The following is a 347-nucleotide window of genomic DNA, read 5'->3' as shown; positions in this document are numbered from 1 at the left end:
CATGCTGGAATTAGAACTTCAGTTGTAAAGCTTTCTTCGGCACATCCTACAGCATTTCCTGCTGTATTATAGGGTGTAATACTCACAAAAATCTCTGTGTTTTCAGGGAAGTCAGTGGGTGGATTATAAGTTGTGGTATTGCCTACATCTACTCCATTTGCAAGATCTGAAGCTCCCGAACTTGTTCCAATAGTAATTAAATACCCTGTAGCGTTTGCAATAGCATTCCAAGTGATATCAGAATCGACCAAGACATCTGTTTCCCCATTAAACGGACTGACTAAACTTGTACATGCTGGAATTAGAACTTCAGTTGTAAAGCTTTCTTCGGCACATCCTACAGCATT

General features: G+C 40.1%; 1 protein-coding gene. It reads right to left on the bottom strand.

Annotated elements, in window-relative coordinates; translation table 11 throughout:
• On the bottom strand, window positions 1–347 hold a 347-nt coding region (locus OS188_RS14750; protein WP_267149614.1), incomplete at both ends, for a hypothetical protein.

The sequence above is a fragment of the Xanthomarina sp. F1114 genome (genome assembly GCF_026410255.1).
Lineage (GTDB): Bacteria > Bacteroidota > Bacteroidia > Flavobacteriales > Flavobacteriaceae > Xanthomarina.
This window is presented reverse-complemented; position numbering and strand designations above follow the sequence as displayed.